General features: G+C 69.7%; 28 protein-coding genes. 13 read left to right on the top strand and 15 right to left on the bottom strand.

Annotation, left to right across the window (positions count from 1 at the left end):
- Nucleotides 1-59: 59 nt before the first annotated feature.
- Genes C469_RS14315 through C469_RS17295 form a run of 4 tightly spaced genes read right to left on the bottom strand, consistent with a single transcriptional unit; the run spans nt 60 to nt 2761 of the window.
- Nucleotides 60-275, bottom strand: a complete 216-nt coding sequence (locus tag C469_RS14315) for a hypothetical protein (protein WP_008007843.1) — start codon at nt 273-275, stop codon at nt 60-62.
- Complete coding sequence (locus C469_RS14310; RefSeq protein ID WP_008007840.1) at nt 272-2065, bottom strand: b(o/a)3-type cytochrome-c oxidase subunit 1; 1794 nt, start codon at nt 2063-2065, stop codon at nt 272-274. The genes C469_RS14315 and C469_RS14310 overlap by 4 nt, the downstream gene beginning before the upstream one ends.
- The gene (locus C469_RS14305) at nt 2062-2577 is read right to left on the bottom strand and encodes a cytochrome c oxidase subunit II (protein ID WP_008007838.1); all 516 of its coding nucleotides are present in this window, start codon (nt 2575-2577) and stop codon (nt 2062-2064) included. Before C469_RS14305 ends, C469_RS14310 begins: the two co-directional genes overlap by 4 nt.
- 7 nt (nt 2578-2584) lie before the next feature.
- Nucleotides 2585-2761, bottom strand: coding sequence for a hypothetical protein (locus C469_RS17295; protein ID WP_008007836.1), 177 nt, complete (start codon nt 2759-2761; stop codon nt 2585-2587).
- 97 nt (nt 2762-2858) lie between these two features.
- On the opposite strand from C469_RS17295, the gene C469_RS14300 reads away from it, so the two are divergent.
- Together C469_RS14300 and C469_RS14295 are read left to right on the top strand one after the other, a co-directional pair.
- Entirely contained in the window at nt 2859-3065 is a 207-nt protein-coding gene (locus tag C469_RS14300; RefSeq protein ID WP_008007833.1) for a hypothetical protein, read from the top strand.
- Between the two features lie 97 nt (nt 3066-3162).
- Complete coding sequence (locus C469_RS14295; RefSeq protein ID WP_008007831.1) at nt 3163-5631, top strand: heavy metal translocating P-type ATPase; 2469 nt, start codon at nt 3163-3165, stop codon at nt 5629-5631.
- A 79-nt stretch (nt 5632-5710) separates the two neighbouring features.
- Here C469_RS14295 and C469_RS14290 read toward each other — a convergent pair whose 3' ends face one another.
- The 5 genes from C469_RS14290 to C469_RS14270 all read right to left on the bottom strand — a co-directional run bounded on the left by C469_RS14290 (nt 5711) and on the right by C469_RS14270 (nt 9720).
- Nucleotides 5711-5953, bottom strand: coding sequence for a SelT/SelW/SelH family protein (locus C469_RS14290; RefSeq protein ID WP_008007829.1), 243 nt, complete (start codon nt 5951-5953; stop codon nt 5711-5713).
- 112 nt (nt 5954-6065) lie between these two features.
- Complete coding sequence (locus C469_RS14285; protein ID WP_008007828.1) at nt 6066-7142, bottom strand: sensor histidine kinase; 1077 nt, start codon at nt 7140-7142, stop codon at nt 6066-6068.
- A gap of 97 nt (nt 7143-7239) precedes the next feature.
- The gene (locus C469_RS14280) at nt 7240-8643 is read right to left on the bottom strand and encodes a heme o synthase (RefSeq protein ID WP_008007826.1); all 1404 of its coding nucleotides are present in this window, start codon (nt 8641-8643) and stop codon (nt 7240-7242) included.
- 67 nt (nt 8644-8710) lie between these two features.
- Nucleotides 8711-9202 (bottom strand): adenylyltransferase/cytidyltransferase family protein, encoded by a 492-nt coding sequence (locus C469_RS14275; protein WP_008007824.1) that lies wholly within the window; start codon nt 9200-9202, stop codon nt 8711-8713.
- A complete protein-coding gene (locus tag C469_RS14270; RefSeq protein ID WP_008007822.1) occupies nt 9199-9720 on the bottom strand; it encodes a Mov34/MPN/PAD-1 family protein in 522 nt (173 codons plus the stop codon). The genes C469_RS14275 and C469_RS14270 overlap by 4 nt, the downstream gene beginning before the upstream one ends.
- A 150-nt stretch (nt 9721-9870) precedes the next feature.
- Between C469_RS14270 and C469_RS14265 the strand changes: the two genes are divergently transcribed.
- On the top strand, nt 9871-11817 hold the full coding sequence (locus tag C469_RS14265; protein ID WP_008007821.1) for a DHH family phosphoesterase: 1947 nt from the start codon (nt 9871-9873) through the stop codon (nt 11815-11817).
- Between the two features lie 33 nt (nt 11818-11850).
- On the opposite strand, the gene C469_RS14260 is transcribed toward C469_RS14265, so the two are convergent.
- Both C469_RS14260 and C469_RS14255 read right to left on the bottom strand, forming a co-directional pair.
- A complete protein-coding gene (locus C469_RS14260; RefSeq protein ID WP_008007819.1) occupies nt 11851-13635 on the bottom strand; it encodes a phospholipase D-like domain-containing protein in 1785 nt (594 codons plus the stop codon).
- 142 nt (nt 13636-13777) lie between these two features.
- A complete protein-coding gene (locus C469_RS14255; protein WP_049911464.1) occupies nt 13778-15226 on the bottom strand; it encodes a HEAT repeat domain-containing protein in 1449 nt (482 codons plus the stop codon).
- Nucleotides 15227-15396: 170 nt separating this feature from the next.
- On the opposite strand from C469_RS14255, the gene dpsA reads away from it, so the two are divergent.
- A complete protein-coding gene (gene dpsA, locus C469_RS14250) occupies nt 15397-15945 on the top strand; it encodes a DNA starvation/stationary phase protection protein DpsA (protein WP_008007816.1) in 549 nt (182 codons plus the stop codon).
- 482 nt (nt 15946-16427) lie between these two features.
- On the opposite strand, the gene C469_RS14245 is transcribed toward dpsA, so the two are convergent.
- On the bottom strand, nt 16428-16865 hold the full coding sequence (locus tag C469_RS14245; protein ID WP_008007814.1) for a DUF5809 family protein: 438 nt from the start codon (nt 16863-16865) through the stop codon (nt 16428-16430).
- A 36-nt stretch (nt 16866-16901) separates the two neighbouring features.
- Complete coding sequence (locus C469_RS14240; RefSeq protein WP_008007813.1) at nt 16902-17378, bottom strand: DUF5810 domain-containing protein; 477 nt, start codon at nt 17376-17378, stop codon at nt 16902-16904.
- Nucleotides 17379-17547: 169 nt separating this feature from the next.
- Here C469_RS14240 and C469_RS14235 point away from each other — a divergent pair, with 169 nt between their 5' ends.
- From C469_RS14235 to C469_RS14215, 5 genes are read left to right on the top strand one after another with little or no spacing between them, the layout of a single operon-like run.
- The gene (locus C469_RS14235) at nt 17548-18792 is read left to right on the top strand and encodes a translation initiation factor IF-2 subunit gamma (protein ID WP_008007811.1); all 1245 of its coding nucleotides are present in this window, start codon (nt 17548-17550) and stop codon (nt 18790-18792) included.
- Nucleotide 18793: 1 nt separating this feature from the next.
- A complete protein-coding gene (locus C469_RS14230; protein WP_008007808.1) occupies nt 18794-19282 on the top strand; it encodes a PIN domain-containing protein in 489 nt (162 codons plus the stop codon).
- Between the two features lie 19 nt (nt 19283-19301).
- On the top strand, nt 19302-19877 hold the full coding sequence (locus tag C469_RS14225) for a DNA-directed RNA polymerase (protein WP_008007806.1): 576 nt from the start codon (nt 19302-19304) through the stop codon (nt 19875-19877).
- Nucleotides 19877-20074, top strand: coding sequence for a transcription elongation factor subunit Spt4 (spt4, locus tag C469_RS14220; RefSeq protein ID WP_008007804.1), 198 nt, complete (start codon nt 19877-19879; stop codon nt 20072-20074). The genes C469_RS14225 and spt4 overlap by 1 nt, the downstream gene beginning before the upstream one ends.
- A 36-nt stretch (nt 20075-20110) precedes the next feature.
- Nucleotides 20111-20689 carry a GTP-dependent dephospho-CoA kinase family protein gene (locus tag C469_RS14215; protein ID WP_049911463.1) on the top strand — a complete coding sequence of 193 codons (579 nt, stop codon included), beginning with the start codon at nt 20111-20113 and terminating at the stop codon, nt 20687-20689.
- A gap of 47 nt (nt 20690-20736) precedes the next feature.
- Here C469_RS14215 and C469_RS14210 read toward each other — a convergent pair whose 3' ends face one another.
- Nucleotides 20737-21324 (bottom strand): hypothetical protein, encoded by a 588-nt coding sequence (locus C469_RS14210; RefSeq protein ID WP_008007800.1) that lies wholly within the window; start codon nt 21322-21324, stop codon nt 20737-20739.
- A gap of 158 nt (nt 21325-21482) precedes the next feature.
- On the opposite strand from C469_RS14210, the gene C469_RS14205 reads away from it, so the two are divergent.
- The 4 genes from C469_RS14205 to C469_RS17645 all read left to right on the top strand — a co-directional run bounded on the left by C469_RS14205 (nt 21483) and on the right by C469_RS17645 (nt 24176).
- The gene (locus C469_RS14205) at nt 21483-21791 is read left to right on the top strand and encodes a 30S ribosomal protein S24e (protein ID WP_008007798.1); all 309 of its coding nucleotides are present in this window, start codon (nt 21483-21485) and stop codon (nt 21789-21791) included.
- A 10-nt stretch (nt 21792-21801) separates the two neighbouring features.
- Nucleotides 21802-23544: a bifunctional N(6)-L-threonylcarbamoyladenine synthase/serine/threonine protein kinase gene (locus C469_RS14200; protein WP_008007796.1), complete on the top strand. Its 1743-nt coding sequence runs from the start codon at nt 21802-21804 to the stop codon at nt 23542-23544.
- Nucleotides 23545-23634: 90 nt separating this feature from the next.
- Nucleotides 23635-23928: a DUF5808 domain-containing protein gene (locus C469_RS14195; protein ID WP_008007794.1), complete on the top strand. Its 294-nt coding sequence runs from the start codon at nt 23635-23637 to the stop codon at nt 23926-23928.
- 113 nt (nt 23929-24041) lie between these two features.
- Nucleotides 24042-24176 carry a hypothetical protein gene (locus tag C469_RS17645; RefSeq protein WP_008007792.1) on the top strand — a complete coding sequence of 45 codons (135 nt, stop codon included), beginning with the start codon at nt 24042-24044 and terminating at the stop codon, nt 24174-24176.
- On the opposite strand, the gene C469_RS14190 is transcribed toward C469_RS17645, so the two are convergent.
- Nucleotides 24173-25162 carry a sensor histidine kinase gene (locus tag C469_RS14190; protein WP_008007791.1) on the bottom strand — a complete coding sequence of 330 codons (990 nt, stop codon included), beginning with the start codon at nt 25160-25162 and terminating at the stop codon, nt 24173-24175. The genes C469_RS17645 and C469_RS14190 overlap by 4 nt on opposite strands.
- Between the last annotated feature and the right edge of the window lie 64 nt (nt 25163-25226).

The raw sequence follows: 25226 nt of genomic DNA, 5'->3' as shown, positions 1-25226 counted from the left end.
GGCGCCGTCGTCGACGGGGCGGAGACGGTCGGCCGCCGGACCGAGACCGGTCGGCGGCGCTACGCCGGCTCGTCGCCCTCGGGATCGGTCCGCCAGCCGCCCTTCAGCGTGACGAACCAGATCGTGACGCCGGCGAGAATGAAGACGGCGGCCATGTACGGGATCAGCGGCAGCTCGACGCCGACGAAGTCGAGCACCGTCCGGAGCTCGTAGACGATCACGCCGAAGATCGCGAGGGTGACGAGGAGTCCGCCGCGGCTCACGTCCACGGTCATCGGACCACCTCGACGAGCGAGGCGGACGCGTCGCCGACAGCGCCGAGCACCGAGGCCGCCGCGTTCGCGAGTGCGTCGAGCGCGGGCGAGAGCCACACCGGATACGTGCCGACGCCCGGCCCCAGCAGTCCGCCACGGTTGATGATCGCCGCCAGCGGGAGCGCGTACGCGAGCACGACGAGCGTGAGCGCGATGCCGACCCACAGACGGAGGTTGTCGAGCACCTTCGGCGAGTCGTCGGGACCGGACAGGGCCGGCGGCAGCGTCTCGGCGAGCCCGGAGACTTTCGGGTTCCCCATCGTGAGGACGAGGTTCCCGATGAACAGGACCGTCGAGACGAAAAGCAGCGTCCCGCCGATCGCGATCTGGACGTTGAGCTCCTCGAACCCGCCGAACATCGTCGGGTAGTCGAACCCGGAGTACTCCGGCTCGGCGGTCCGTCGCGGGACGCCCATGATCCCCTGCGCGTGCATCGCGTTCGACATCAGCGCCATGCCGATGAACCAGAGCACGACCTGGAACAGCCCGATCGCTCGGCTGTAGATCGGCTTGTTGGTGATCTGCGGCCAGATCCAGTAGGTCGCCGCCATGAACGTGAGCGCGACGGCGGTCCCCACGGTGAGGTGGAAGTGGCCCGGGACCCAGATCGTGTTGTGGATCATGTAGTTGATGTTCATCCCGGCGTTCACCATCCCGGAGAATCCACCGGCGGCGAACATCAGCCCGGCGAGCATCATCCCCGTGAACGCCGGGTCCCGCCACGGGAGGTCGGTGAGCCAGCCGAGGAGGCCGCTCCCGCCGCGCCGGCGGGCGCCGTACTCCACGCTCGCGACCACCGTGAACGCGGTGAGCAGGCTCGGCAACAGCAGGAACATCGTGTTCGTCATCGAGATGAACTTGAACCCCTCCGCGATCCCCGGATCGAGGTACTGGTGGTGGATCCCGACCGGGGTCGACAACAGGAGGAACAGCACGAACACGACCCGAGCGAGCGGGTCGCTGAACAGCCGCCCGCCGGCGATCTTCGGGAGCACGGTGTACCAGAGCAGGTACGCCGGCATCAGCCAGAAGTACACCACCGGGTGGCCGAAGAACCAGAACAGCGTCCGGGTCAGCGTCGGGTTCACCTGGTCGATCAGCCCGAGCGACCACGGCAGTAAGAATATCAGCACCGAGGCCGCCACGGCGGACGACGCGATGTACCACATCGCCATCGTCGTCAGCACCATGAACGTCTGCAGGGGGATCCGCTCGTCGGGGTGCTCGCGCTTCCACGCGAGCCACGTGCGGAACCAGTCGGCCCCGGCGATCCACGACCCGACGATGAACACGGCGAGCCCCGCGTAGAACATGGGGTGCGCCTGCAGCGGGGCGTAGAAGGTGAAGAGCACGTCGGCGCTCATGTCGATCGCGTCGGTGAAGCCGGCGAGGATCGAGATACCGGTCATCGTCATCCCGGCGGCCATGAGTCCGTACCACGTCCAGGTGATCTTGGTGTTGAGGAGCGGTCGGTCGAGGCTCCGCACGACGGCCCACGTGAACAACCCGACGAGGAAGAACGTCGTGAAGCTGAGCGCGAGGAACACGCCGTGTGCGGTGAGCGACGTGTAGTAGTCGGTGGAGTCGATGAGCCCCCGGAAGATCCCGGTCCGGTGGAGCGTCTGGATGATCCCGAAGATCGCGCCGAGCGTGAGCGCGAGGAACGACCCGAGCAGCGCGGCGCGGACGATCCGCGCCTCCTCCGGGAACTTGTCGGCGAAGGTTCGGTCGCCCTCGATCGCCTCGCTCATTCGCCGTCACCCCCGCTCGTCCGGTCGTCGAACTCGGACTGGCTCACGACTTCCAGTTTGCCCTCCATCCCGTGATGGCCGGCGCCGCAGTACTCGTTACAGACGATCCCGTACTCGGCCGCGCCGTCGGTCTCCACGGTGATCTCCGCGACCTCGCCGGGAACGACCATCGTGTTGGCGTTCGTCCCGGCGACTTCGAACCCGTGGATCACGTCCCGCGAGGTCACGTAGAACGTCACCGTGCTGTCTTCCGGAACCACGATCGGGTCGGGTTGGAACCCGAACTGGAAGGCGACGACGTACGCCTCGTACTCATTTTCGCCGACCTGTTCGACGCGGGGCTCCGAGAACCGCTCGTCCTCGTCGAGCCCGCCGGCGTCGATCGCCGGCTCGCTGTCGCTCACCATCGCCACGCCGGGACCGACGGCGCCGTACGTGACCGATCCGAGGAGGAGCAGTATTAACAGCACCGACGCCGCAAGCCAGAGCTTCTCGTAGGCGTGTATATGCATGTCGTGATCACCCCACGACGACGAGATCACGGCCGAGGAACTCGATGTAGTAGATGTACACCCACGCGAGCACCAGGATCACGAAGTAGATCCCGATGAGCGTGAGAGTGCCGATCGGATCGAACTCTTCTGTGTCACCGCTCACGTCGTCCGCGGGCGCGTGTGCGGTCTCGTTCCGGCCCATAGAGCGCATTATTGATAAACAACCATATAATGTCTACCCGTTCTCGAACCCTGAAAACACGGGTGTTATATATGCCCAGCGGGCCGTTTGTTACGGCATGAACTTCTCGCTTCAACAGGCCGTGCTCTTAGTGCTCGGCGGACTCGTCCCCGCGGCGGTGTTCATCGCGGACCGAGCGGAGGTCTTCGTTGCGATCACGCTAGTGAACGTGCTGCTCATCTGGGCGAGTCTCCGGATCGCGACCGGCGGAAGCCTGCCGGGGATCGGCGGCGACGACGACGCGCCGGACCACGAACACGCGTAGTCGCTCGAACTGACGCCGCGCCGACGGAACTCCCCCGATCGAGACTCGGGGACTCGAGACGCGGACCGTCCCCGCGAACCCCCGGACGCGAATCCACATGCCACCCTGTACACTCTGTGACCTGCCGACCGGGGACGACCCCCACACGGCCCCGGACGTCGACGGCGAGTTCTGCTGTCGGGGCTGTCTCGCGGTCGCGCGGTCGCTCGGCGACGCCGAGGGGCTCGACGGCCTCGACGAGGTCGAGGAACGCCGCCCGGACGCGGAGCCGGACGACGAGTTCGACGGCGAGACGGCGTTCCTCCACGTCGACGGGATGCACTGCGCGACCTGCGAGTCGTTCCTGGAGATGACCGCGGGCGAACAGCCCGGGGTCGCGGCCGCGGAGGCGAGCTACGCCACCGACACGATCCGGGTCGACTACGATCCGGACGCCGTCGGCGCAGACGAGCTCCCCGAGCGCCTCTCGGTCGCCGGGTACTCGGCGAGCAACCGGGCCGACCCGGACTCGGAGAGCGACGACGCCGTCGTCCGGTTCCTGATCGGCGGCGGCTTCTTCGGGATGATGGCGATGCTGTGGTACGTCGTCTTCCTCTACCCCACCTACTTCGGCTACGACCCCTTCCTCGATCTGGGCGGGGTCTCGGGGCTGTACCTGTTCACGCAGATCTGGGTGTTCGCCTCCATCGTCCTGTTTTACACGGGATACCCGATCCTGCGAGGCGCCTACGTGAGCCTCCGCGCGCGACAGCCGAACATGGATCTGTTGGTGTCGCTCGCGGCGGTGAGCTCGTACGCGTACAGCACCCTCGCGATGTTTCTCGGTCGGACCGACCTCTACTTCGACGTGACGATCGCCGTCATCCTGGTAGTCACCGCCGGGAACCACTACGAGTCGCTGATAAAACGCCGCGCGACCGGCGCGCTGTCGGAGCTGACGACCGCGGCGGACCGGGAGGTCCGGACCGAGGCCGGCGAGACGGTCGCGGCCGACGCGGTCGACCCGGGGGACCGCCTGCTCGTGCGCCCCGGCGAGCGCGTCCCGTTCGACGGGACCGTCGTCGAGGGGAGCGCCGCGGTCGACGAGGCCCTGGTCACCGGCGAGTCGCTCCCGGCGACGAAACGGGAGGGCGACGCGGTCCGCGGCGGCACCGTCGTCACCGACGCACCGGTGGTCGTCGCGGTGGGCGAGGACGCCGAGAGCACCCTCGACACGCTCGTGCGGATGCTGTGGGAGATCCAGAGCTCGCGGTCGGGGATCCAGCGGCTCGTCGACAAGCTGGCGACGGTGTTCGTCCCCCTCGTCGTCGCCGTCGCGGTCCTCGCGGCCGGCGCGACGCTCGCGCTCGGCGCCGCGCCCGTCGAGGCGGCGCTGGTCGGGCTCACGGTGCTCATCGTCTCGTGCCCCTGCGCGCTCGGGCTCGCGACTCCCCTCGCGGTCGCGGCCGGGATCCGGGACGCGGCCCGGCGGGGGATCGTGATCGTCTCGGACGCCGTCTTCGAGGAGGCCGCCGACGTCGACACGGTCGTGCTCGACAAGACCGGTACCCTCACCGACGGAGAGATGCGGCTGCTCGACACCGAGACGGACGGGTCTGACCCGGAGACCGTCCGGACGCGGGCCGCGGCGCTGGAGCGCGCCTCGGTCCACCCGATCGCCGAGGCGATCGTGGACGGGGTGTACGGTGATGCGCCGGACCGCGACGCCCCCGCCGCCCGCCCGGCTTCGGCGACCGACGGCGGCGCGGTGGTCGACGAGGGACCGTCACCCGACGACGGTACCACGACCGACGGCGACGCGGCGACCCCGACCGAGCCGTCCCCCGCCGCCGCGGACGTGACGGTCACGGACAGGGGGGTCTCCGGGCGGATCGACGGCGACGAGGTCGTCGTCGGGCACCGCTCGCTGTTCGGGGGGGACGCGTGGAGCGTTCCCGAGCGGCTCGACGCGGCCGGTACGGATGCCCGCGAGGCGGGTCTCGTCCCCGCGTACGTGGGCTGGGGAGGAGCCGTCAGGGGCGTGCTCGTCGTCGGCGACGAGGTGCGGGACGGCTGGGAGTCGGTCGTCGACGAGCTGGCGGCGGACGGGCGCCGGGTCGTCGTGCTCACCGGCGACTCGCCGGCCGCGGCCCGGCAGTTCGAGGAGCACCCGGCCATCGACGAGACGTTCGCGGAGGTCCCGCCGGAGGCGAAGGCCGAGACGGTCCGGCGGCTGACCGCGACCGAGCGCGTCGCCATGGTCGGCGACGGGAGCAACGACGCGCCGGCGCTCGCGGCGGCCGACATCGGGATCTCCGTCGCGAGCGGGACCGACCTGGCCGCCGACGCCGCCGACGCCGTCCTGCTGGAGGACCGCCTCTCGGCGATCCCGGAGCTGTTCGCGGTCACCCGCGGGACGAACCGCCGGCTCAAGCAGAACCTCGGGTGGGCGTTCGTCTACAACGCGGTCGCGATCCCGATGGCCGTCTCGGGTGTCCTCAACCCGCTCTTTGCCGCGGTCGCGATGGCGACGAGCAGCCTTCTCGTGGTGTCGAACTCCGCGCGAGCCGTTTATAAAGGCAAGTAGCGGAAGGAGGCGACTGCGAGGGCGTCGCCCCGTTACAGCGATTCGAGGGGAAAGCCCACGAGTTCAGTCGAGGGAGAAGTCACGCCGCCGCGCCGACGTACGGCTTGACCGCGCGGACGATGGCGTCCACGTCGTACTCGTCTTCCGTCTTGTCGAAGACGACCTCGCCGTCGGCGCGCACGACGAACACGCCGTCGTCGCCGGTCACTAACGCGACTTCGTCGATCTCCTCGCCGAACTGCTTGAGGACCGCCTCCGAGACGTCTTGCGCGCGATTCAACATGCCACACGGGACGCAGTACTCGACTTCGATGCGGGTCATACGGCCTCGTGTTCGCACCGAACGAACTTAAAAACGCACCGCTGCGCGCCGTCGTTGACTCCTCCCCTCGCCGGTCCTCCGCCCGCTCCCCTCCGTTTGCCGGTCCCTATCCTCACCGATCGATGCCGCGAATCACGAACCGCGCGCCCCCCTCGTCTCCATCCTCGACCCGCAGCTTCCACCCGTGTGCCTCGGCGATCCGGTCCGCGATCGCGAGTCCGAACCCCGTCCCGTCGGGCGACGACGTGAACCCGGTCTCACGCACCCGATCGACATCCGACTCCGGGATTCCGGCGCCGTCGTCCTCGACGTAGAAGCCGTCTTCGCCGTCGAGCGCGCCCACGCGGACGGTCACGTCTCGGCCGCCGTGTTCCACGCTGTTCCGGAAGAGGTTCTCGAAGACGTGCGACAGCCGGTCGCGGTCGGCTCGAACCGTGACCGAGCGGTCCACGCGGAGCGTCGCGTCCGCCGTGTCCACGCGCGACCAGCACTCGCGCGCACACTCGGCGAGGTCGACGTCCTCGACCTCGTCGACGCTCTTTCCCTCGCGGGCGAGCGTGAGCGTCTCCTCGATGATCTCGTCCATGCGATCGAGCGCGGGCTCGATCTCGGCCAAGTGTTCGTCGTCCGGGTGCGCCCGCGCGGCGAGGTCGGCGCGACCGCGGACGACGCTGAGCGGGTTCCGGAGGTCGTGCGACACGACGCTCGCGAACTCCTCGAGCCGGTCCCGCTCGCGGCGGAGCTCGGCCTGTCGGACGCGACTCCGCTCCGCCGTGACCTCGCGTTCGATCGCTCTCGCCTCGAACAGCCCGATGAGCAGTCCGATCCCGCCGCCGAACCCGACCGCCCAGCGGGCCCAGCCGAACACTTGAAACGTCGACTCCGTCGGTAGCGTCGCCATGAATCCGACGTTGATGAGCAGGAATACGCTCCCGCCAGCGAAACACCACTGGTTGAGCCGGGGATACCGCGCGGCCGAGAGTTCGGACGCGGGGATCCAGCGGACGACGTACCCGAACCCGAACACGACGAGGACCGACGAGAGATATCCCACCCAGTAGCCGCTGGGAACGGGAACCGTCCCGAGCGAGACGGTCGCGAGTTCCGCGACGAGCGAGACGGTGAGCACGACGCCGAGAGTCCAGACGGGCCACAGCGATCGAGTGGCCGCTCTCGGCGATACGTCCATTCGATTACCACGGCTTTCTCGCGGAGCTATATAAACGGCACACGATCGGGTATCACGCCCGAGAAATCGACGGCACTCGATGACGGTCGCGCCGCGATCAGACCACGAGCGCGTCGAACACGACGGCGAACAGCAGGAGGCCGAGGTAGGCGTTCGACGCGTGGAACGCGCGGAACGCCGCGGCCTCGGTCTGCTCGTAGTGAAGCCGGACGACCATCCAGAGGAACAGGGCGCCGACGGCGACGCCCACGGCGGCGTAGAGCGCGCCGAGCGGCTCGGCGACCGCCGCGAGCGCGACCGCGGCGACGAGCGTCGCGCCGAGGTACCAGACGATGTGCCGGCGCGTCGTCGTCTCTCCGCGGACCACGGGCATCATCGGGAAGCCGCCGCGCTCGTAGTCGTCCTTGTAGGCCAGCGCGAGGTTGTAGAAGTGCGCGGGCGTCCACAGGAAGATGACCAGCGCGAGCAACAGCCCGCCGCCGCCGACCTCACCGGTCACGGCGGCCCAACCGATGAGGGCCGGGAGCGCGCCGGCGGCCCCGCCGATAACGGTGTTCTGCACTGTGTTCGGCTTCAGGATGAGGGTGTACACGACGCTGTAGAACACGATCGCGACGAGGCCGAGCGCCGCCGTCAGGAGATTGACCGTCCAGAACAGGCCGACGGAGACGAACGTCAGGAGCCCGCCGAACGCGAGCGCGTTCGGGACCGGCACGAGGTCGGTCGCCAGCGGGCGGTCGTTCGTGCGCTGCATCCGCTTGTCAACGTCGCGTTCGAGCACGTGGTTGAACGTCCCGGAGGCGCCGATCGAGAGCGCGCCGCCGACGAGCGTCGCGGCGACCGCGTACGGCGTGAACCCGGGGCCGCCGGCCAGCGCCATCGCGGCGGCGGCGACCAGACAGAGCAGCCACATCAGCCGCGGCTTCATCAGCCGGAAGTACGCCGCGGCGGTCGCCTTCAACCGGGGAACCGTCGCAGTCGGCACGTCCGGATCCGGCGCCTCCTCGACCGGCGGGAGGTCGTCGGTCCCGGGCTGGAAATCGACCGGGGCGTCGTCCGGGTCGCCGGTCTCGGCCTCCAGCCACCACGCGAGTCCGGCGAGCACGGCCGCGAAGATTGCCACGCCGAGGAGGAGGTGAAGGGATCCCAGCGCGGCCGGGAGCCCGCCGACGGCGACGAGCGCGCCCACGCCGGCCTGCACCGGGTACACGAGCAGGGCGGCGGTGAGCGCCGCTCGGATCCGGCGGCTCGTCCCGTCTCGCCACGCGAGCGCGGCGGACAGCGCCACGAGGGCCCCCACGACGACCGCGAGCAGGCGGTGGCCGAGCGCCACCCACCCGGCGGTCTCGACGGGGAGCGCGGCCCCGTTGCCGCAGGCGGGCCAGCCCGTGCAGGCCGCGGTCGCCTCCGTGAGCGAGGTGGTGGCGCCGACGACGATGAGCAGGTACACGCCCATCGCCGCCGCCGCGAGAACCGCGGGGAATCGGTCTGGTATCGTCACTTGTACGATTTTAGGAACCGATCCATATAGGTTCCGCGCTTCGCCGCATCGATCGCGGCCGTCGCTGCTACTGCGGTCGCTCTCCCGCCTCGTCGCGGTGGCCGCGGTCGTCGCGGTCGCCGTCGCAGCCGGCTCCGCGCCGCTTCAGGACCCGATCGACGATATCCCCGCTGGAGAGGAGCTCGTCCTCGTACCGGGGATCGCGTCCTGACGCGCGCTCGACCCGGCAGTCGATGCCGCGCTCCGCGAGCGCGTCGGCGATGTCGGCCTCGTCGTGGTGCTGGTCGAACCCCAACACGATCACGTCGGGATCGAGGCGCTCGATGGGAACGAACACGTCCTCGGGGTGACCGAGGTGCGCCTCGTCGACCGCGGCGAGCGCGGCGACCATGTCGCGGCGCTGCTCGGCACAGAGGACCGGCGCCGGCTTGTGCGTGACGTTGGTGCGGCGGGCGACGATGGCGTGGAGCTCGTCGCCGCGCGTCGCCGCGTCTTCCAGGTAGTGAACGTGGCCCGGGTGAAGCAGGTCGAAGGTCCCCTGCGCGACGACCCGAGTCATCGGAACCACGAGAGGAAGCCGCCGCCCTCGCGTCGCTCCTCGCCGATCTCGCGGTCGATGTCCTCCTGCGTGAAGTCGAAGAAGTGCTCGTCGGGGACCTCCACGTCGAGCACGTCGAGGGTCGTCTGGTTCCCCTCGTTGTCGAACGCCTTCCAGTCGCCCCACCCGTACGGAGCGCCGACGATGATGTGGACTTGCCCCTGTCCGAACGTCGCGAGGTCGGCGTCGCTCGGCCGGAGCACGCCGTTCGGGTGGGAGTGAACCGAGCCGACCGCGCGCATGTCGTTCGGCTTCATGTGGGTGCGGACGCTGGCGCTCGTCGGGTTCGACTCCGTGCCCGGGATGACGAGCACGTCGGTGATCACCTGTCCGTCTCGGTCGAGGTCGAGCTTCCGGGCGTCGTCCGCGCGGAGGAACCCCATGTACTCGTTGGGGTGGCTCTCCTCGCTCGCCTCGAGGACGAACTCCATGGTCTCCCGAGCGATCCCGAGGAGTTCGTCCGAGCGGAACAGTCGCATACGCGAGGGAAGGCGCCGTCGCCCCATATGGATTCCGGACCGCGGAGCGGACGACCCCGGACGCTACCGCGGTGCGTCGGCCGCGCATCCGCGACGACTGCGGAGACGCGAGAGAACAGGCTTAACACCGGCCGTTCCCGATGAGCGTCCATGAGCGAGAACACCGCCGGGGATTCCGGCACGCGGGGCGATTCGAGCCTCGAACCCGACGCCGACGCGGCGGAGGGGGCGGCCGACGACCGGCCGACCGTCTACGATCTGGCACCGGACTGCACCCTCGAGGACGCCGAGGTCGACGCGCTGTACCACGCCGAGGTCAACGGCGTCGTCGATTACGGAATTTTCGTCGACGTCTCGGACGCCGTGAGCGGGCTCGTCCACGAGTCGAACCTCGACGGCACCTACGCCGTCGGCGACCGGCTCGTCGTCCGGCTGACCGAGGTGAAAGGGAACGGCGACGTGGCGTTCGACGACGAGGACCTCGACGACTACCGGACCGAGACCGTCGCCCACGAGCCGACGGTCTCCCGCGTCCGCGGGCTTTCGCCCGGCGACGAGGTCACCGTCGAGGGAGAGGTCGTGCAGGCGAAACAGACGGGCGGCCCGACGATATTCGCCGTCGCGGACGCCTCCGGCGTCGTCTCGTGTGCCGCCTTCGAGGAGGCCGGCGTCCGGGCGTACCCCGAGGTCGCGGTCGGCGACATGGTCCACGTCAGCGGGACGATCGAGACCCGCGAGAACGCCCTCCAGCTGGAGGTCGACTCGCTGAAGCGGCTCCCCGAAGAGCGGGCGACCGAGGCCCGCGAGCGCTTCGAGGCGGCCCTCGACGAGCGCGCCGCGCCCGCCGACGTCGACCCCCTCGTCGAGTGGGAGGCGTTCGAGCCGATCCACGACGACCTCCGCGAGCTGGCGCGGCTGCTCCGGCGCACCGTGCTCGCCGGCCGCCCGATCCGCGTCCGTCACCACGCGGACGGCGACGGGATGTGCGCGGCGATCCCGGTTCAGCTCGCCCTGGAGAACTTCGTCCGTGACGTACACGAGGACCCGGACGCGGCCCGCCACCTGTTCAAGCGGCTCCCGAGCAAGGCGCCGTACTACGAGATGGAGGACGTGACCCGCGACCTGAACTTCGCCTTGGAGGGACGCGCCCGCCACGGCCAGAAGCTCCCCTTCCTCCTGATGCTCGACAACGGGTCGACCGAGGAGGACGTGCCCGCCTACGAGAACCTCGCGCACTACGACATCCCCATCGCGGCCGTCGACCACCACCACCCGGACCCCGAGGCCGTCGAACCGCTGCTCGACGCCCACGTCAACCCCTATCTCCACGGCGAGGACTACCGGGTCACGACGGGGATGATGTGCGTCGAGCTCGCCCGACTGATCGACCCGTCGATCACCGAGGAGCTGGAGCACGTCCCGGCCGTCGCCGGGCTCTCCGACCGCTCGAAGGCAGAGGCGATGGACGACTACGTCGCGCTCGCCGAGGAGGCCGGCTACGACAAGTCGGACCTGTTCGACATCGGCGAGGCGCTCGACTACGCCGCCCACTGGCTGCGCTACTCCGAGGGGAAGACCCTCGTCAACGACGCGCTCAACGTCGGCTGCGAGGACGAGGAGCGCCACGAGGAGCTCGTCGAGTTCCTCTCCGAGCGGGCCGACCGCGACGTGCAGCGCCAGCTCGACGCCGTCGACGACCACGTCGAACACGAGCGGCTCGCCTCCGGGGCGCACCTCTACCGCATCGACCTCGACGAGTACGCCCACCGGTTCACCTACCCCGCGCCCGGGAAGACGACGGGCGAGCTCCACGACACTCGGGTCAAGGAGACGGGAGACCCCGTCATCACCATCGGCTACGGTCCCGACTTCTGCGTGCTTCGGTCCGACGGCGTTCGGCTCGACATCCCGAACATGGTGACCGAGCTGAACGAGGAGCTCCCCGAGGCGGGCGTCTCCGGCGGCGGCCACCTCGTCGTCGGCTCGATCAAGTTCGTGAAGGGACGCCGAAGCGCCGTCATCGAGACGCTCGTCGAGAAGATGGCCGAGGCGGAGATCGACGAGGCGCTCTCGTCGACCGCCGCGATCGACGACTAATCTCCGTCTCGCCGACCGATTCACCAACCGTCGCTACGCGAACGTCACCTCCCGTCGCGCGACAGCGCCGGCACCCGCGACGGCGGTCGCCAACCCGCCGAGCAACCCGATCGGCAGGTGGACCCCGCCGCCGCGCCAGTCCGCCGCGTACGCCCGAGCGTAGAAATCGGCGACCGCTTCGTCCTCGACCGCGAGTAACACCTCTCTGTTCTCCGTCGCCGCGCCCTCGTTCCAGTTGAGGCTCCCGACCACGGCGTCGTCGTCGACGACGAGTCCCTTCGCGTGGACTTTTCCGAATCGGCCGCGCGGCTCCGAGATAGTCACCTCGATCGGCTCGTCGTCGAGCTCGTCGACGAGCGCGCGGTTCGTCTCCCGGTCGTACCACGCGCCGGACACCAGGAGGTGGACGTCGACGCCGCGGTCGGCGGCCCGTCGGAGCGCGCGGACGATCCGGTTGTCCGGTCCGCCCGTCTGCGGGACCACGCCCAACACGCGGTCGTCGGCGGCGTCGATCCGCTCGACCAGCCGATCGGCGGCGTTGCCCGGGGTCGTCAGGAGTTCGACGTCCGCCGTCGTCGCCGCCGGCGGCTCGAATCGCGTCGGATACGACCCGTTTGCCGCCCCCGACGCGTGGAACTCGGTCTCGTTTCGGAACGACGACCACGAGCGGGCGTCGGGGGCCGCGGCGTCCTCCCGGAAGAGGGTGGCGAGGTCGTCTGCGGCCGTCTCGTTCGTGGCCGTCTCGTTCGTGGCCGTCTCGTCCGCGGCTGTCTCGTCCCCGCCCGAAGACCGGGGACCCCCGGTAACGACGCCCCACCCGCGGTTGGTTCGCCCGCCCGTCCCGGACGGCTTCCAGTTCTCCGTGAGGACCACCGCGCGGTCGTCGGCCACCGCGTACTTGGCGTGGTGGAAGCGGAACCGCTCGGGGTCGCCGTCGAGCACGCGGACCTCGACGCCGGCGGCCGCGATCCGGTCGAGTAGGCGCGCGCTCCGGGCGGAAAAACCGCCGACCGGCGAGCCCTCGACGAGGACCTGCACGTCGACGCCGCGGTCGGCGGCGGCGACGAGCAGGTCGGCGACGCGCTCCGACCCGAGCGTGTAGCCGGCGAGCAGCAGACGATCGTCGGCCGCGCGCAGCGGATCGACCGGCATCCCCGGACTGTCCGGCAGCACGAACGGTCTCACGGTCGCGTTCTCCGTTTCGGTCGCGGGCCGCGAGTCGTACCCCCGCGGTCGCCACTCGCCCCAGTCCGCGCGCCAGCGGTGTCCCTCTGGCGCGCGGTCGTACTCGACCACGGCGACCGCCGTCCCGTTTCGGCGAAGCTCGATCCGGTCGCCGGACGCGGCGAGCGGGAAGTAGCCGTCGAGCGCGCGGAGCGCCGGTTCCCCGACGCCGCCGCTGCCAGCGATCGCGTTTTCGTCGTCGAGCAGCGCCGTCGTGTTCGCGGGGTCCATCGAGAGCGCGACGACGCCGCTCGCGTTCGCCGGGATCTCCGCCTCGTGGTAGCCGTCCGAGAGCGACCAGTTCCCGCGCTCGGGGAGCCGGACGACGAGGTACTCGCCGCGATTCTCCGCCGCCGTCGGGTTCGGAAAGAGCTCGACGATCCGCGGCTGCATCGCCACGAGCGTCCGGTTCTCCGGCCCGTCGTTCGACTGTGCCACGACGCCTCCGGGATCGGTCCCGGCGAGCGCCCCACCCGTTCCGCCGTCATTCGCGGCCGCGATCGGCGCGGCGCCCGTCAGGAGGAGCAGCGCGAGCGCGACGGCGGCGACGCTCGCGGTCGACTCGCTCGCGGGACGGGGCGAATCAGGCGACACGGGGGGTCTGCCCGCGGCATTAGATAAGAACGATCGGTCGAATGACGGACGGTGTCGGACTGAGCTCGGACGGCCGGTGCCGGACTGAGCTCGGACGGCCGGTGCCGGACTGAGCTCGGACGGCCGGTGTCGGGCCGAGGATTCAGGCGGTCGGTGCCGCCTCGTCGAGCGCGCGCTCGGCCTTCTCGGCCTCGGTGGACACGATGAAGGAGTGCTCGTCGCCGTACTCGGCGACCGCTTCGAGCGCCTCGCGCGTGCCGATCTGGCGGAGCGCCCAGCCGGCGGCGGCGCGGACGTCGTCGGAGTCGTCCCCGGCGAGCGCGTCGGCGAGGGGATCGATCGCGCGGGTGTCGCCGATGAGGCCGAGCGCGCGGGCGGCGTGGGGCCGGACGAGGTCCTCGGTGTCGCCCTCGGGGTCTAACTGGTTCGCGAGCGGCTGGACCGCATCCGCGGCGCCGATCTCGCCGAGGGCCTTGAACACGGTCTTCTGGAGCTGCGGGTTCGAGTCCTCCGGAACGTACTCGACGAGGGTCTCGGTCGCCTCCTCGGCGGCCATCTTGCCGAGGATACGGATGGCCGGTCGGTCGCGCTTCTCGGCGCGGCCGAGCAGCTCTTCGACCGACGCCTCGGTCTTCCCGCGTTTCCCCATGCGTTCGAGGGCCTCGAGGCAGTGGCGCTCCATGAAGTCGGACTGCAGCGAGTCGAGCGCGAGCAGGATCATGTCGACGTTGCCGCGCGCCTCGTGCTCCTTCAGCGCGGCCCACTCGACCGGGAAGTCCTTGTAGTGGCCGAGCACGTCGTAGTACCCCTGCGCGCGGAGCTGCTCGTGGGTCTCGAGGTCGTCCCACTCCTCGGCCTCGTCGAGTCCCGCTTCGAGCTCGTCGGTCGCGTCGAGGAGCGCCGCGATCGTGTCGCTGTCGTCGTCGGGGTCGAGGCCGGCGTCCGCGACCGCCTCGGCCACGGCGTCGAGCGCCGCGACGAGGTCTGCGAGCCGGTCGTCGTCGGTCTCCTCGGCGGCCCCGTCGGGGTCCTCCGCGTCGGTCGCGTCCGTATCGACCGTGTCCGGATCGATCCCGGCCGCGTCGACCTCGTCGTCGACGGCGTCAGCGGCCGCGTCGACGAACGCGACCACCGCGTCGGCGGCGTCGTCGCGCCCGGCGGCGGTCCACTCGGTCTCCTCGAGCGTCGAGGCCGCCGCTTCGATCGCGTCGACAACGTCGTCGGCGTAGGGGCCGCGGGCCTCCTCGACGCCGTCGCGGAGCTCCGCGATCCGGTCTTCGAGGTCGCCGCGCGGGTCGTCGGCGTCCTCGTCGTCCTCGTCCGGTTCGGGGAGATCGGCCTCGTCGAGCCCCGATTCGGCGTCGTCGAGGAGCGCCTCGACGTCGTCGAGATCCGCCTCGGTCTCGGCGTCGTCGAGGCGCTCCGCGATCTCGTCGAGGTACTCGTTCAGGGACTCCTCGGTCGCTTCGTCGGGAAGCGTGGGCGCGGCGGCCGCGTCCGTCGACTCGCCGGCGCCGCCCGCCTCCTCCGCGTCGTCCGCGGCGTCGGCCCCCTCGGAGGCGTCGGCCGGGTCGTCGTCGCCGTTGCTCATACACCACGAACTGCGCGCGTAGTCCATTAAGACGTTTCCCTTCGCGGGCGGAGTCGACGCGGCGACGCCGACCGGCGTTGTAAGCATAGAAAAAATATTTTCGATATTTAGAACATGCCTTGTTATAGTAAAAACCATTAAGTGTCCAGCGCGCGTACGTTCAGGTAGACATGAGCACGCAGAAAGAGGCCCGACAACGGTACGGTGACGTTCACGAGAGCGAAGCGCTTCGTATCCCGGAAGAGAAGGCCGAGCAGCTCGTCGACGCGCTCAATTCCGACCTCGCGGCGACGTACGTCCTCTACCACCAGGTGAAAAAGCACCACTGGCTCGTCGAGGGCGCCGAGTTCCACGACATCCACCTCTACCTCGGTGAGGTGGCCGCCGACCTCGAGGAGGGCGCCGACGTGATCGCCGAGCGCGCGCAGGCGCTCGGCGGCGTGCCCCTCTCGGGCGGCGCGAACTACGAGGAGCACGCGCCGGTGAGCCCCGAGGACGCCGACGCCTACGACATCCGCACCTCGCTGGAGAACGACCTGGAGATCTTCGGCGACATCACCGAGCAGCTCCGCGAGCACATCCGGCTCGCCAACAACCTCGGCGACTACAACACCGAAGAGCAGCTCCGCGAGGTCCTCATGGACGTCGAGGAACACGGCCACCACATCGAGCACTACCTGGAAGACGACACCCTCGTCACGCAGGGCACGCTCGAGTAAGCGTCGGCGACCTTCCGGTAGCCGTATCCCGCGGTTGCGGCCCCGAATCTCCCCGTTTTTTCGTCAGACACAGCCGACTGTCGAAGACCGCTTCTCGATCGATTGCGGGAGCGGGTATAGCGAATTGGTGAAGCGGTTATTTATAAACGATCGAGTAATGTTGCTGGCGGCTGTGTATCGGTGATCGACGCCGCTTCGGTGAACACCTCCAAAGCCCCAGCCTCGTCGGTCGCCTGTGGCGATCGACTCCCTCGAACGGTGCTCTTTCGCGTCCTTCGGGCGCTCGCAGGCGCACGCCACCGCCTCGTTCATTTATAACCGATCGTCGCGCTCGCTCATCCCTTTTTAAATACTGTATCGCCGCTACCGATCTGCAATACCCACTCCCGCTATCGTTCACCGCTGTGTCCGTACTGACCGCAGCCGGGTCTGGACGGATCGTCGACGAAGGATTTCAACGGCTTCCCTTTATATATTCTCGCCTACCGCCCGGACTCGTAGAACTCCTCGCGGTACACCCGTCCGAACGCGTTCCGGCGGAGGGTGCTGGCGGCCGCGTCGGGCTCGTCTTGGAACGTCGCCGCGATCACGGTGTCGGCGAACGGGATCGGGTGCCACACGACGTTGTCGACGTTGTCGGAGCCGATCCGGACCACGTCGTCCGCGTCGAACTCGCTGTCGGCGAGCCACTCGTCGAACTCCCCGTCTTCGCCGACGTGGACCGCGAGCATTTCGGCGAACGTCGCGTCGCGCGCGGTCCGGATCACCTCGGGCGTGACCCGCTCGTCGTACTCGTCGGCGTCGAACGACATCGCCTTCGTCGCCTCGCGGACGACGACCTGCGCGACCGGGCCGACCTCCTCGTAGCGCTCGAGCGCGTCGGCGCGCGTCTCCGGGGCGAACGTGCCTCTGGTGTGCATACCCGCCGTTCGCCGTCGACTGAAAAGGGCGTTCCGTTACGCGGACGGGTCGTCGGGGTCGTCGCTTTCGCTGTCCCCGTCGCCCGCGTCGTCTTCACCGCCTCTCGCCTCCTGCGCCATCTCGCGGGCCTCGCGGATAGCGTCGGCCACTTCCGGACTGGTCTCGCCGGTCACGTCGACGGCGCCGGACCTGCCGTCCGCGGTGTGACCCGCGTGTCCGTGACCGGCGTGGTCGTGACCGCCCGACCCGACGCCGTCGTGCGCCCCGAGGTCGACGTCCGGGCGTCCGCGGTCGACGGTGTCCTCGAACACCTCGTGGTACTCGGCGTCCTCGGCGTGGGGGGTCACCTCGGCGGCGAGCCCCGCGGGCTCCCGGTCGCTCCAGTCGGGGACGCGCTCGTCGAGCCACGCCTCGTGGTCGCCGGCGTGTAGCATCGCCGTGAACGCGAGGTGATGCGCGAGGTGTTCGCCGTCGCGCTGCGGGGTGTCGCAGACGGGGCACGCGTATCCCATTGTGAGCCGGAGTTGGCGCGTGAGGCGTAAATCGGCGTCGGACCGTTTTCACGGAGGCGGCGACGGGCCCGCCGGCGCTCCCGTGAGCCTCCCTCGCACCTATAACAGCAACTTTATCACTCGCACGGGGCGAAATTCGGGTAAGACTACTCCGTTAGGAGGTCCAACAGTGACTGAAGCCAACACACAACCGGAGGTGAACATCGGTCTCGTCGGTCACGTCGACCACGGGAAGACGACGCTCGTGCAGGCGTTGTCCGGCTCGTGGACCGACCAGCACAGCGAGGAAATGAAACGCGGCATCTCGATCCGGCTGGGATACGCGGACGCGACGTTCCGGCGCTGTCCCGGCGTCGACGCGCCCGAGTGTTACACCGTCGACGAGGAGTGCGAGGACGGCTCCGAGAGCGAGCCGGTCCGGACGGTCTCGTTCGTCGACGCCCCCGGCCACGAGACGCTGATGGCGACGATGCTCTCTGGCGCCTCGATCATGGACGGGGCCGTGCTCGTCGTGAGCGCGACCGAGGACGTCCCGCAGGCGCAGACGGAAGAGCACCTGATGGCGCTCGACCTCATCGGGATCGAGAACGTCGTGATCGCGCAGAACAAGGTCGACCTGGTCGACCGCGACCGCGCCGTCGACAACTACCGGCAGATCCAGGCGTTCGTCGAGGGCACCGTCGCGGAGGACGCGCCGATCGTCCCCGTCTCCGCGCAACAGGAGGTCAACATGGACCTCCTCATCGACGCGATCGAGACGGAGATCCCGACCCCGGACCGCGACCCCGGCGAGAACGCCCGGATGTACGCGGCCCGCTCGTTCGACATCAACCGCCCGGGCGCGACCGCGGCGGACCTCAAGGGCGGCGTCGTCGGCGGCTCGCTGGTCAGCGGCGAGCTGTCGGTCGGCGACGGGCTGGAGATCCGACCGGGCCGCGAGGTCGACGAGGAGGGCCAGACGGAGTGGCGCCCCCTCGAAACGACGGTGCGCTCGCTGCAGGCCGGCAGCAACGACGTGGAGTCCGCCCGGCCGGGCGGGCTGCTCGGCGTCGGCACCGGGCTCGACCCGAGCCTGACGAAGGGCGACGCGCTCGCCGGCCAGGTCGCCGGCGAGCCCGGCACGCTCCCGCCGACCCGCAACGAGTTCGAGATGCAGGTCGACCTCCTCGACCGCGTCGTCGGCAAGGAGGACGACGAGAGCGGCGAGAGCGACATCGAGGAGATCAACACCGGCGAGCCGCTGATGCTCACGGTCGGCACCGCGACCACGGTCGGCGCGGTGACGAGCGCGCGCGACGGCGAGTGCGAGGTGAAGCTCAAACGCCCGGTCTGCGCCGAGGAGGGTGCGCAGATCGCGATCAACCGGCGCGTCGGCGCGCGCTGGAGGCTCATCGGCGTCGGGACGCTGTCGTAGCGTGACCGACGACGCCCGCGCGGACGGATCGGACGCCGACCTCAGTGGCGGCGGCACCGAGGCCGACGACGCCCGTCTCGAGGCGCTCACCGGAGACGGCCCCGACGGCGCTCCGGTCGTCGCGCTCGACGCGAGCGCGCTGATGGCGCCGGTCGAGGCGAACCTGCGGCTGTTCGAAGAGCTTGACCGGCTCCTCGGGGGCTACGACGCCGTGGTCCCGACCGCGGTCGTGTCGGAGTTAGACCGGCTGCAGGGCGGGAACGGCGCGGAGGCGACCGCGGCGAGCGTGGGCGCGGACCTCGCGGGGCGGGCGGAGGCGGTGGCAACGGACGAATCGTACGCCGACGACGCGTTAGTCGAGCTGGTCACCGAGGGCCGGATCGACGGCGTCGTCACCAACGATCGACCGCTGGCGAACCGGGTGCTGGAGGCGGGCGCACCAGTAATCGGTTTAAGGGGTCGGAACGCACTGGCGATAACGGAACCCTAGCGGACGCGGACAACCAATCATGTACAAACGAGTTCGACTCAAGGATACGGTCGAGGTACCGCCGAAACACCTGGCGGACGTCACCGACGAGCGGGTGAAAGCCCTGCTGCAGGACAAACTGGAAGGACGAATGGACGAGGACGTGGGGAGCGTCGTGAGCGTCATCGAGGTCCACGACATCGGCGACGGCGCGGTGTTACACAACCGCCCCGGCGTCTACTACGAGGCGGAGTTCGACGCGCTGACGTACGACCCCGACATGCAGGAGGTCGCCGACGGGACGGTCGTCGAGACGGTCGAATTCGGTGCCTTCGTCGGCATCGGCCCGGTCGACGGCCTGCTCCACGTCTCGCAGATCACCGACGAGTACCTCACGTTCGACGGGGCGAACCAGCAGCTCGCCTCCTCGGACTCCGATAAGACCCTCGGCGTCGACGACGCCGTCCGAGTCCGCGTGGTGACCAAGAGCATCGACGAGCGCAACCCGCGCGACTCGAAGATCGGGCTCACCGCGAAACAGCCCGGCCTCGGGAAACACGAGTGGCTGGAGGGCCAGCGACAGCACCGCGAACAGACCGGTGAGGAGGCCGACTGATGGCCGAGGACCGCCTGGCGTGCCGTGAGTGTCACCACGTCAACGACCCGGACTCCCAGACCTGCGAGCACTGCGGGTCGTCGTCGCTCACCGAGGACTGGGCGGGCTACGTCATCATCACCCAGCCCGAGGAGAGCCAGATCGCCGAGGAGATGAACGTCACGAAGGCCGGCTCGTACGCGCTGAAGGTTCGGTAGCGACCCCGAAACGGTAGCGTCGAGGTTTCACATTCCATGCTCACTCTTCCAGACTCCATGCGCGACGCGTTCAAGGAGCCGCTCGGCCCGGTGACGACGGACGCCGACGAACTGCTCGCTGACGCGGCGGAGACCCGCGGCGAGCGGGCCGCGCCCGACGCCCCCGTCATCGCGGTGGGCGACGTGGTCACGTACCACCTGCGGGAGGCGGGTCGCGTCCCCGACGTCGCGCTGATCGACGGGAAGACCGAACGGGAGGCCGTCGACGCGGCGATCGAGTCCGCGCTCGCGGCCGCTGACGACCGCCGGATCCGGGTCGAAAACCCCGCCGCGTCGCTGTCGGCGGACTTACTCGAGGCGCTCGGCGAGGCGCTCTCGGACGCCGACCCCGTCATCATCGAGGTGACCGGCGAGGAGGACCTGGCCGCCCTGCCGGCGATCCTCGCCGCGCCCGACGGCGCGAGCGTCGTCTACGGCCAGCCCGGCGAGGGAATGGTCCGCGTCGCGGTCACGCCCGAGTCACGCGCGAAGGCGCGAGAGCTGTTCGAGGCGCTCGACGGCGACGTCGAGGCGGCCTACGGGTTGCTCGGGCGCGTTCCCGAAGACGGTCGGTAGCCGGTGACCGGGGGCGCCGAGCTCGTCCCGTCCGCTTCCGAGCCGACTCACTGCGAGCCGACGTACACGCTCGACGCGAGGGCGCCGAGGCCGACGACGAGTCCGGCGACGGCGGCGATCCGCGGCGTGGCCGGAATCTGCTCGTAGACGAGGTACGGCTGGATCCCGAGGCCGATCAGTCGCTGGACCGCGGCGGTCCCCCAGTGGCCGCTCGCGAGGAGCGTGCCGCCGCAGACGACGCCCAACGTCCCGGTGACGAAGCCGAATCCGGAAGCCGCGTCTTCGGCGGCTATCAGCGTCCACACCGCCGAATCCGGCGGATCTGGATGGCGGTCGAGGTACAGCGCGACCGCGGTGAGTCCGACGACCGCGGCCGTCAGAGCGGCGGTGCCGACGAGCACGGCCGCGGCGGCCCCGAGCCGAGTCGTCGTCGGGTCTCCCGCGAAGTACGTCTCTCGGACGGGTCCCGGGAGCGTCGCCGCGATCGGTCCGCCGAGCGCCGCCAACAGCGCGATGAGACCGCACAGGCGGAGCTTCCGCTGGAGGGACAGCGGAACGATGACGTGTTTCGACCGCAGCAGGTCGTATCGGGTCCGCTCTGCGGGCTCGACGAACGGATCCGTGTCGCCGGACATCCGATCGACGGTTCGTCCCGGCCGGACTAAACCGTGTCTCCGGTGAGCGATCGGGAGCGACGGATCGGAGATCGCGGCCGTGAGGGAAGCGATCCCGGCCGCACCCCCGCTTCGAAATCCTTTTACAGCTTTCGAGGGGATATACGCCTAACTGAACCATGGACGTCGATATCATCTCCGAGGAGGAGAACCCGATGTTGCACCGCACGGACATCCGTTTCGAGACGACCCACGAGGAGGCGACGCCCTCCCGTCTGTCGGTCCGCGACTCGCTCGCGGCCAAGCTGGACAAGGGCTCGGAGGAGGTCGTCGTCCACGAGCTGGACACGAAGTTCGGCATGCGCAAGACGATCGGCTACGCGAAGGCGTACGACACCGCGGAGGACGCGCTCGACGTCGAGCAGGAGTACATGCTCGAACGTAACAAGATCGGCGGCGAGGGCGACGCGGACGCCGAAGAGGCCTAACGCTCGCTGAATGCGCGTTCTCGGCATCGAGGGGACCGCGTGGTGCGCGAGCGCCGCCCTGTACGACGCCGAGACCGACTCCGTTCTCATCGAATCGAACCCGTACGAGCCGGACAGCGGCGGCATTCATCCGCGCGAGGCCGCCGAACACATGTCCGAGGCGATCCCGGAGGTCGTCGACGCCGTTCTCACGGCGGCCGAGGAGGACCACGGACCGGACGCGATCGACGCGGTCGCGTTCTCTCGAGGACCGGGACTCGGCCCCTGTCTCCGCACCGTCGCCACCGCCGCTCGCTCGCTCGCGGGAGCGCTCGACGTGCCGCTCGTCGGCGTCAACCACATGGTCGCGCACCTGGAGATCGGTCGCCACCGCTCCGGCTTCGAGAACCCGGTGTGTCTGAACGCCTCCGGCGCGAACGCCCACCTGCTCGGCTACCACGACGGGCGCTACCGCGTGCTCGGGGAGACGATGGACGCCGGCGTCGGCAACGCGATCGACAAGTTCACGCGCCACGTCGGCTGGGACCACCCCGGCGGGCCGAAGGTCGAGGCGGCGGCGCGGCGGTACGCGGCGGGGAGCGACGGCCCGGGCGACCTCCTTGACCTCCCGTACGTCGTCAAGGGGATGGACTTCTCCTTCTCCGGGATCAGCTCCGCCGCCAACGACGCGTCCGACGACGGGGTCCCCGTCGAGGAGATCTGCTTTTCGCTCCAGGAGCACGTGTTCGCGATGCTAACGGAGGTCTCGGAGCGCGCCCTCTCGTTGACGGGCGCGGACGAGCTCGTGTTGGGCGGCGGGGTCGCGCAGAACGACCGGCTCCGCGAGATGCTGGCGTCGATGTGCGCGGCCCGCGGCGCGGAGTTCCACGCGCCGGAGCCCCGTTTCCTCCGCGACAACGCCGGGATGATCGCCGTGTTGGGCGCGAAGATGACGGCCGCGGGCGACACGCTCTCGATCCCGGAGTCCGCGATCGACCCGAACTTCCGCCCGGATCAGGTGCCCGTGACGTGGCGGAGCGACGGGTCGGTCGCCCGCGGGCGCGCTCCCGGAGCGAGCGACGGAACCGACGCCGACCGGCGGGGTGCCGAAGCGACGGTGGAGATCGTCGCGGTCGGTGAGGGAGGCGACGGAAGCGGAGGCGGCGATCGGAGCGGCGCCGCGGCCGACCGTCGCGTGATCAAGCGCCGCGTCCGGAAGGCGTACCGCCACCCCGAACTCGACCGGGCGCTCAGGCGCGACCGGACCGTCGCGGAGGCACGGCTGACGAGCGAGGCGCGTCGAGCGGGGGTGCCGACGCCGCTGGTGTACGACGTCGACGTGCCGGAGGCGACGCTGACGCTCCAGCACGTCGGTGACCGCGACCTCGCCGCGGCCCTCGACGGGGGGACCGAACGGGCGGCGTCGGTGGGCCGTCATCTCGCGCGGCTCCACGACGCGGGGATCGTCCACGGCGACCCGACCACGCGGAACGTGCGGGTCGGGTCGGGGGGATCCGACGGGAGATCGACGGTCGCGACCGACGGACCGACCGACGACGACCGAACCTCGCTCATCGACTTCGGACTCGCGTACCACACCGGCCACGTCGAGGACCACGCGATGGACCTCCACGTGTTCGAGGGGTCGGTCCGCGCGACCGCGAGCGACCCGGACCCGCTGATCGAGGCGTTCGAGGCGGGGTACGCGGCCGTCGGCGACGACGACGTTCTCGCCCGACTCCGCGACGTGGAGGGGCGCGGCCGGTACCGGTGAGCCGCTGCAGGGGACGACCGGGGCGTCGGCGGGCCTCGGGCGACGGCGAGTTGCGCCACGCTTTATATGCCCGGCGAGTGATGTACCGGTATGGCAGACAAACCGTCTTCGGGGGAGATCCTGGGGATCCCGTACAACTTCGAGCGGCCGAGCCTCGGCCGGCTGCTCTCGTCGTACTGGCAGCCCGGCAAGGGGATGTTGGTGGAGAAGCCGTTCGGCATCGGCTACACGCTGAACCTCGCGAACTGGCGCTCGTGGATCGTCCTCGCCGTCGCCGGCGGGCTCTACTACCAGCAGACGCAGTCCGGCGGGGCCGCGGGCGCGCCCGACGACGACGCGGACGCGAGCGACGAACCGGTCGAAGTGATCGTCGACGACGACTGAGCGTCGACGACCCACCGCCGGTGACGGCGCTCGTTTCCGACCGCCGCGCCTCGATTTTCAAACGCGATTTCGGGACGGTTTCTTTTAAATACTAGAACCGTGTACTCGGAGTAATGAAAGTCCAGTTCGAGTGCTCGTGCTCGGAGGAGATCTCCGAGTTCACCCGCGGGGAGACGAGCCGCGGGGTCCACGTCGAATGCGGCAGCTGCGGCGCGGTGTACGCGGTGACGATCACGGAGCTCGACTAGGGTCGCGTCCCGGATCGGTCTCGTTTTTCGCCCCGGATTTTCGTTTGGGGCTCGCTTCGCGTCTCTCTTTCCGTGCTGACGGCAGGCGCTGTCGGGCCGTCGGTCGACTCGAATCGGAGCCGGACCGTCGTCCCGTCGTCGGTCGTCTCGAACCCGACCGTCCCGCCCTGCGTCTCGCACATCCACTTGACGAGCCACAGCCCGATACTGCTCGCGTGCGACAGCGGCGTCTCCTCCTCGGCGCGCAACACCGCCCGCTCGTCGTCGGGGATCCCCGGACCGTTGTCACGGACCTCCAAGCAGACCGTCGACCCGTTCTCCGTGACGCGAGCGTCGACCCGGCGCACCGACTCGTCGTTGTGCGTGACGGCGTTTTCGAACACCTCTCGGATCGGGTACTCGATCGACTCGTCCGCGCGGACCCACGCCTCGGCGGGCGCGTCGACGGTGAGAGACACGTCCGCGCGGTCGACGCCCGCGGCCGCCTCGCGGACCGCGTCGACGAGGTCGATCCGCCCGCTCGGCGGGGCCGGCGAAGCGTCCTCGATGACGCGCAGCTTCTCGCTGATCTCGACCACGTCGTCGGTCGTCTCCCGGATTGTCGCCAGACACTCCTGCCCCCGCTCGTCGTCGATCCGGTCGGCGAGCAGGTCCGTGTACCCCTGAATCACGTTGAGGTCGTTCCGCACGTTGTGCCGGAACACCCGGCTCAACACCTGCAACTGCTGGTTCGACGTTTCGAGTTCGCTCCGAGCGGCGACCGCGCGGCGCCGCTGGTACGCCGTCGCGCCGTAGAGGACCAGCGACGAAGCGCCGACGAACACCCACCCGTCGACGGCGTGGATCGGCGTCCACGCCGAGAGCGACCCGACCGCGACCGCGACCGCGAGGTCGGCGACGCCGACGAACAGCGCTCCGAGACAGAGATACGCGACGGCGAGCTGCCGCGGAGACCGGCCGAAGACGAAGTCGGGTTCTAATTTCATTTATATTTCACTAAACGTCACGCGTTCGTTGTCGTAACTAACGACACTCCCCGTTCCGTCTTAA

The organism is Halorubrum lipolyticum DSM 21995 (assembly GCF_000337375.1).
In the GTDB taxonomy this organism is placed as follows: Archaea; Halobacteriota; Halobacteria; order Halobacteriales; family Haloferacaceae; genus Halorubrum; species Halorubrum lipolyticum.
Note: the sequence above shows the minus strand (reverse complement) of the source record. Positions and strands in the feature narration are given on the sequence as shown.